This is a genomic window from Methanosarcina sp. 1.H.T.1A.1, assembly GCF_000979295.1.
In the GTDB taxonomy this organism is placed as follows: Archaea; Halobacteriota; Methanosarcinia; order Methanosarcinales; family Methanosarcinaceae; genus Methanosarcina.
Map to the genome: position 1 here is coordinate 1 of NZ_JJQY01000119.1, position 5,327 is coordinate 5,327.

The 5,327-nt window shown below is 44.7% G+C and carries 6 protein-coding genes; all 6 read left to right on the forward strand.

What is annotated here, in order from left to right; all coding sequences use genetic code 11:
- Positions 1 to 1,059, forward strand: a 1,059-nt coding sequence (locus EO95_RS12155) for a tRNA pseudouridine(54/55) synthase Pus10 (RefSeq protein ID WP_048134961.1), incomplete at its 5' end; no start/stop codon positions are given.
- Between the two features lie 244 nt (positions 1,060 to 1,303).
- The gene (locus tag EO95_RS12160; protein ID WP_048134962.1) at positions 1,304 to 1,597 is read left to right on the forward strand and encodes a 50S ribosomal protein L21e; all 294 of its coding nucleotides are present in this window, start codon (positions 1,304 to 1,306) and stop codon (positions 1,595 to 1,597) included.
- A 465-nt stretch (positions 1,598 to 2,062) separates the two neighbouring features.
- Positions 2,063 to 2,416 carry an RNA polymerase Rpb4 family protein gene (locus tag EO95_RS12165; RefSeq protein WP_048134964.1) on the forward strand — a complete coding sequence of 118 codons (354 nt, stop codon included), beginning with the start codon at positions 2,063 to 2,065 and terminating at the stop codon, positions 2,414 to 2,416.
- A gap of 335 nt (positions 2,417 to 2,751) precedes the next feature.
- Positions 2,752 to 3,489 (forward strand): DUF655 domain-containing protein, encoded by a 738-nt coding sequence (locus tag EO95_RS12170; protein ID WP_048134966.1) that lies wholly within the window; start codon positions 2,752 to 2,754, stop codon positions 3,487 to 3,489.
- A gap of 322 nt (positions 3,490 to 3,811) precedes the next feature.
- On the forward strand, positions 3,812 to 4,621 hold the full coding sequence (gene rsmA / locus EO95_RS12175; RefSeq protein ID WP_200895044.1) for a 16S rRNA (adenine(1518)-N(6)/adenine(1519)-N(6))-dimethyltransferase RsmA: 810 nt from the start codon (positions 3,812 to 3,814) through the stop codon (positions 4,619 to 4,621).
- A 3-nt stretch (positions 4,622 to 4,624) separates the two neighbouring features.
- Positions 4,625 to 5,233 carry a HemK2/MTQ2 family protein methyltransferase gene (locus tag EO95_RS12180; protein WP_048134969.1) on the forward strand — a complete coding sequence of 203 codons (609 nt, stop codon included), beginning with the start codon at positions 4,625 to 4,627 and terminating at the stop codon, positions 5,231 to 5,233.
- The last annotated feature ends 94 nt before the right edge of the window (positions 5,234 to 5,327 follow it).

A 5,327-nucleotide genomic window follows, 5' to 3' on the forward strand; every position in this document is an offset into this window, starting at 1 on the left:
TGTATAAGAGACAGGTGCTGGGTCTGCCTTGACCAGTTCAAAAAACTGGATGGGTGGGCAGAAAAAGCTGCAAAGGCTCTCGAAGGTCTTGAGTACTCCACCTTCCTCGTGGGGACAAAGGTCAGCGGGCTTCTCAGTGAAAACGAAGAGATCCTATGGGCTGAGGCAGGGACTGCCTATGCCGAGCAGTTGAAATCCGAGCTTAACCGGGAAGTAGGCAAGCGGATTGCAGAAACGGTTGGAAAAGAAGTGGATTTTGAAAACCCGGATATTGTGATCACCCTTGACCTTGCAGCAAACAACTTCGAGCTTCAGGTCCGTTCAGCATATATCTACGGGCGCTACCTCAAAAAAGTCCGCGGAATCCCCCAGACTCGCTGGCCCTGCAGGGCATGTAAGGGCAGAGGCTGCGAAAGGTGCGGGTTTACAGGCAAACAATATCCAGAGTCCGTAGACGAACTTATCAAAGGTCCTGTTATCGAAGCATTTGAGGCTGTTGATACGGCTTTTCATGGTTCTGGCAGGGAAGATATAGATGCCCTGATGCTCGGAAGCGGTAGACCCTTTGTGGTAGAAGCAAAGTCTCCTGTAAGACGCGTGGCTGACCTTGAAGCACTTGCTGCCAGAATTAATGAGAATGCTGCAGGAAAAGTTGAGGTAAGGGAACTTCGTTTTGTCGAAAAAGGTATGATTGAGACCCTGAAGAGCTCAAAGGCGGATAAAACTTATAAGCTTAAAGTTACATTTAAAGAGCCTGTTTCAGAGGAAAAGCTTAAATCATGCCTTGAGTCATTGAGTGGCACAGAGATTGCCCAGCAGACTCCAAAGCGTGTGGTTCACAGGCGGGCAGATCTTGTCCGGAAAAGATACGTGCACAGCATTACGCTTGACGAGCTGACAGATGATGGTCGCGCCCACATAACCGTAAACTGTGAAGGCGGGCTTTACGTCAAAGAGCTGGTTTCCGGGGACGAGGGCAGGACAAACCCAAGCCTGACGGGGCTTCTAGGAATCCAAGCTCTTGTGGAAGATCTTGATGTAGTTAACGTCGAAATTTAAGCCCCAGGCATCTGAATCTGCTTTAAATAAACTAAATCAATCTAAACAAATTGAATCGATCTAATCTAAACCAATCTGGATTTCAATCTGAATCAGTTTCATTAGCCGGTCAGGCCACAGGGAAAGAGTGGCTTAATGAACGGTTCATTTAAATAATATCCATATTATTTAGAGGAAAATCAATTATTAAACAGAAACTTCATTAAAGAAAAACTAATCTAGCATTCTAACGGAGGAACATGCGATGTCAAATTCCCACGGTGAAAGACGCTGCACAAGATACAAATTAAAGAAGACGGTTCGCGAAAGAGGAATATCCCCTGTAAGCAGGGCAATCCAGGAATTCAAAGAAGGACAGATGGTCCACATTGACATAGACCCTAGCGTCCAGAAAGGTATGCCAAATCCAAAGTTTCAGGGATCCACTGGAAAGGTTGTCGGGCAGCGCGGTCGCTCATATGTGCTGACAGTCCGCAACGGAAACGCAATGAAGAGCGTCATTTCTCTTCCCCAGCACCTGAAACCTCAGAAGTACTGATTCCGAGCAAGGTAGTTAGGTTTTTTCAACCTAATTTTCCCTTTTATTTCGGAATTTAAGGTATCCAGACCTCCAACCGGAGGTTTGAAAATCCTGCCAGGAATTCCGGTAAATACAGCCTGAGTAACGGCCCGCTAAAGGATTGAATGTAACAGAACTAATGTCCCTTAAAAACCTGTAAAAGGGCACGTTTAAAGGGGATATGAAATAACTGCTTTTTAAAAATTAGTTTTTTATCCTGGCAAAGGAACATCTATAATTATATATCATTTGTAAAACATATAGCTGAAATAGTTCAGGATAACGTCATTCAAAACAGTTTCGGCTTATCGGGCGCATGCTGGGTACTGAAAGGCAGAAAATACTGGCAGCAGGAATCAGAGCTCACAATAATAGCAGTAAAACATATTTGCTCTGTAAGGAAGTACAACTACCTGAAATTTTAATTCAAAAGAGTGTATTCCAATGATAGTTAAGGAAGTCATCAACGAAGAGTTATTGACATTGGCTGAGGTCAAGGATATACTTTCCGGGATCGCTGACGAGCGCAGAGAACAGGGATTAGAGGTTGCATACAGTTTCAGAAAAGCCCTGCATCATGCGGAACAGTTCTCAAAAATCAGCGGAGAGAAGTCGAGGGAACTTGTTAATAAGTTACTTGAGCTTGAAAAAATGAAGCCCGTTATCGCGATCAGGATCGCGGACATCCTGCCTCAATCCAGAGACGAACTCAGGTCAATCTATGCGAAAGAAAAGTACACCCTGAGCAATGAAGAGCTGGATCAAATTCTGGAATATGTATTCGCGGCTATGGAATAATTAAAAAGTAAAGAGAATAATCTATATAGCAGTTTATCTTGTTATTCATGAGGGAAGTATCCTAAATCTGGTTAGAGTACTTTAAAGTATCATAGAGTACCTTGACCTGAAGAATTTAGCAGCAGAGGATTTTCTGGACCTCTAAGTCCCCGAACCTGAGAATGCCGAGATAAAGGTCAGTTTCAGGAAACTGGTGTTCGGGAAATAGTTCAACAGGTCTGGTAGCTGGGGAAGATCCTGAACCAGATAGAAGAGCTAAAAGAAGCTTGGCATATCTAGGTGAGCATACCCTGACATTTAATGGGGTTTCATATTTATCGATAGGATGGGTGCTGATGAAAGTAGAGAAGTCGCAATCAGGTAGACCGTACACTGGCAGATCATCTGCCGAAAGACCTTCTTCTGACGGCAGGCGGCCGGCAGGTAAACCACAATCTGAAAGGCAGTCAGAAAGAGCTCCGCGCTCATCCGGAAAAGCCACGGAGAGTCCACAGGACAGGGAGGAATATGTATGGGTCCTCGATTATCTTCCCTATGGAAAATCCGTTGACGGTACGTCAATGTACCAGAAAAAACCTCTTGTGCAGGCTGTGGGGGATAAAAAGTTCACTCTTATGGAACTGGTCCCAAAAGCCGGTGTCGTTCCTGAAATCCAGTCAAGAGTCTATATCGGGCCTGGAGACAGAAATGAAATAGACCACGTAAAACAGAGGATCGGGCATTCTGACCTTACTACCGGAGCAAACCTCGAATTGCCCTTCATCCTTGAAGCAAGCATCAGGCACAAAGAAGAAAGGTTCGTCAAATTCTTCAACGATGCCCATTCCATCACAACCCGCCTGCATATGCTTGAACTCCTTCCCGGAATAGGGAAAAAACTCATGTGGTCTATCATTGATGAACGCAAGAAAGGGGAGTTTAAGAGCTTTCAGGACATCCGTGAGAGAATCCCGAGCCTTCATGACCCTGCTAAAGTCATTTCCCACAGGATCGAAGAAGAACTCAAGGATGATTTCATCAAGTACAGGCTGTTCACCATCCCTCCTCGCCATCAGGGCCCGAATGATCGGTGAACCTTTTCATTCTATTTTTTTTCAATACGGTTTCTGCCTCTCTGGCTTCTACACGTTCGGTTTTTGAGAATTTATCTACAGGGTTTATCTATTAACGGTTTACTAACTTTAACTAAATCGATTTATTTACTTTAACTCGTCTGCTTTAATTTAATTCAAACAAAATACTTACAAAATACATCCGAAATATTTACAAAATACATCCGTAACATTTACAAAATACATCCGAAATATTTACATAATATTTACAAATTGTCAATGAAATATTTACAAACGATACAAAACGCTTACAAATGCTTACTTTATTAAGGAGGTTTCAGCCCTGGTTCGTTCTATTCTTAAAAAGTACAATATAAAAGGAGGCACCTTTGATCAGCACTTCCTCGTTGATACTGGCTACCTGGACCGGATAGTTGCTGCTGCTGAGCTAAGTCCGCAGGATACGGTTCTTGAGATCGGTGCAGGAATCGGAAACCTAACCGAAAGGCTTGCAAGGAGAGCAAAAAAGGTAATTGCAGTCGAACTTGACCCTGCCCTTGTTTCAGTCCTGCACGACCGCTTCGATACTGTTGAAAATGTGGAGATTATTGCAGGCGACGCCCTGAAAATCGAGTTTCCTGAGTTTGACAAGGTTGTTTCAAACCTTCCCTATTCCATCTCCTCGGAAATCACCTTCAAACTCCTGCGCTACAAATTCAAACTTGGAATTCTTATGTACCAGTACGAGTTTGCAGTCCGCATGGTCTCTTCTCCAGGCTGCAAGGACTACTCCCGCCTTACGGTCGATACATATTACTTTGCCGATGCTTCCATCCTCATGAAGGTTCCAAAAGGCGTCTTCCAGCCAGCACCTGAAGTTGAATCTGCAGTTATCAAACTGATCCCCCGTCCCGCTCCATTCGAGGTCCGCGACGAAGCCTTCTTTCTCGAATTTGTTACTGCAGTCTTCAGCCAACGCCGAAAAAAGTTAAGAAATTCGATCCTGAACACAAATCATGTGCTCAAGATCCCGGAAGTAAAAGAGGTTGTAAACCAGCTCCCTGAAGATTTCATGAACAAAAGAGCGGAAAACCTTACTCCTGAAGAGCTTGCCAGCATTGCAAATATAATTTTTGACCTCAAATCCAGATAATCCATGGTTGAGATAGAATACAAAAACACCCGGGTCAAACTCGGAGCCACAGACCTTGTCTACGAGCCTGCAGAAGACTCCTTTTTGCTTGCTGACGCAGCCCTTGAAGAGGCAGAGCCAGGCATGCACATTCTTGAAATAGGGGCAGGCTCGGGTTTTGTATCTGCCGTGCTCAGGACAAATGTTAAGGGCATCCGCGTGCTTGCAACAGAAATCAACCCCCACGCCGCCAGCTGTGCAAAAGCAAACGGTGTTGAGGTAATCCGCACAGACCTTTTCAGAGGCCTGAAGCCGGAAAACCGGAAAACCTCTTTTGACCTCATCCTCTTCAACCCGCCCTACCTTCCCACTTCCGAAGAAGAAAAAGTTCCCGGCTGGTTAAATTATGCTTTTGACGGCGGAGCCAGCGGGCGGGAAACCCTTGACCGGTTTTTAGATGAGGTCAGGAACTACCTGAGCCCCGGAGGAAAAATTCTGGTGTTGATTTCTTCAATTACCGGGCTGGAAGCTGTAAAGGAGAAAATGGAGAAAATGGGGTTTAAGGTCGATGTTGTGGGGAGAAAAAAGATTTCATTTGAAGAATTGATGGTGGTCAGAGGAGAACTCCTGTAAGCCTCTTTCTTACCCCGTAAACTATTATTTATCTTCATATTATCGGAGTGCCCACAGACCTGTCTCTTATACACATCTGACGCTGCCGACGAAT

Coding starts and splice junctions, on each gene's coding strand:
- EO95_RS12170 (WP_048134966.1), top strand. CDS start 2,752: ATGAAAGTAGAGAAGTCGCAATCAGGTAGACCGTACACTGGCAGATCA.
- EO95_RS12180 (WP_048134969.1), top strand. CDS start 4,625: ATGGTTGAGATAGAATACAAAAACACCCGGGTCAAACTCGGAGCCACA.
- EO95_RS12160 (WP_048134962.1), top strand. CDS start 1,304: ATGTCAAATTCCCACGGTGAAAGACGCTGCACAAGATACAAATTAAAG.
- EO95_RS12165 (WP_048134964.1), top strand. CDS start 2,063: ATGATAGTTAAGGAAGTCATCAACGAAGAGTTATTGACATTGGCTGAG.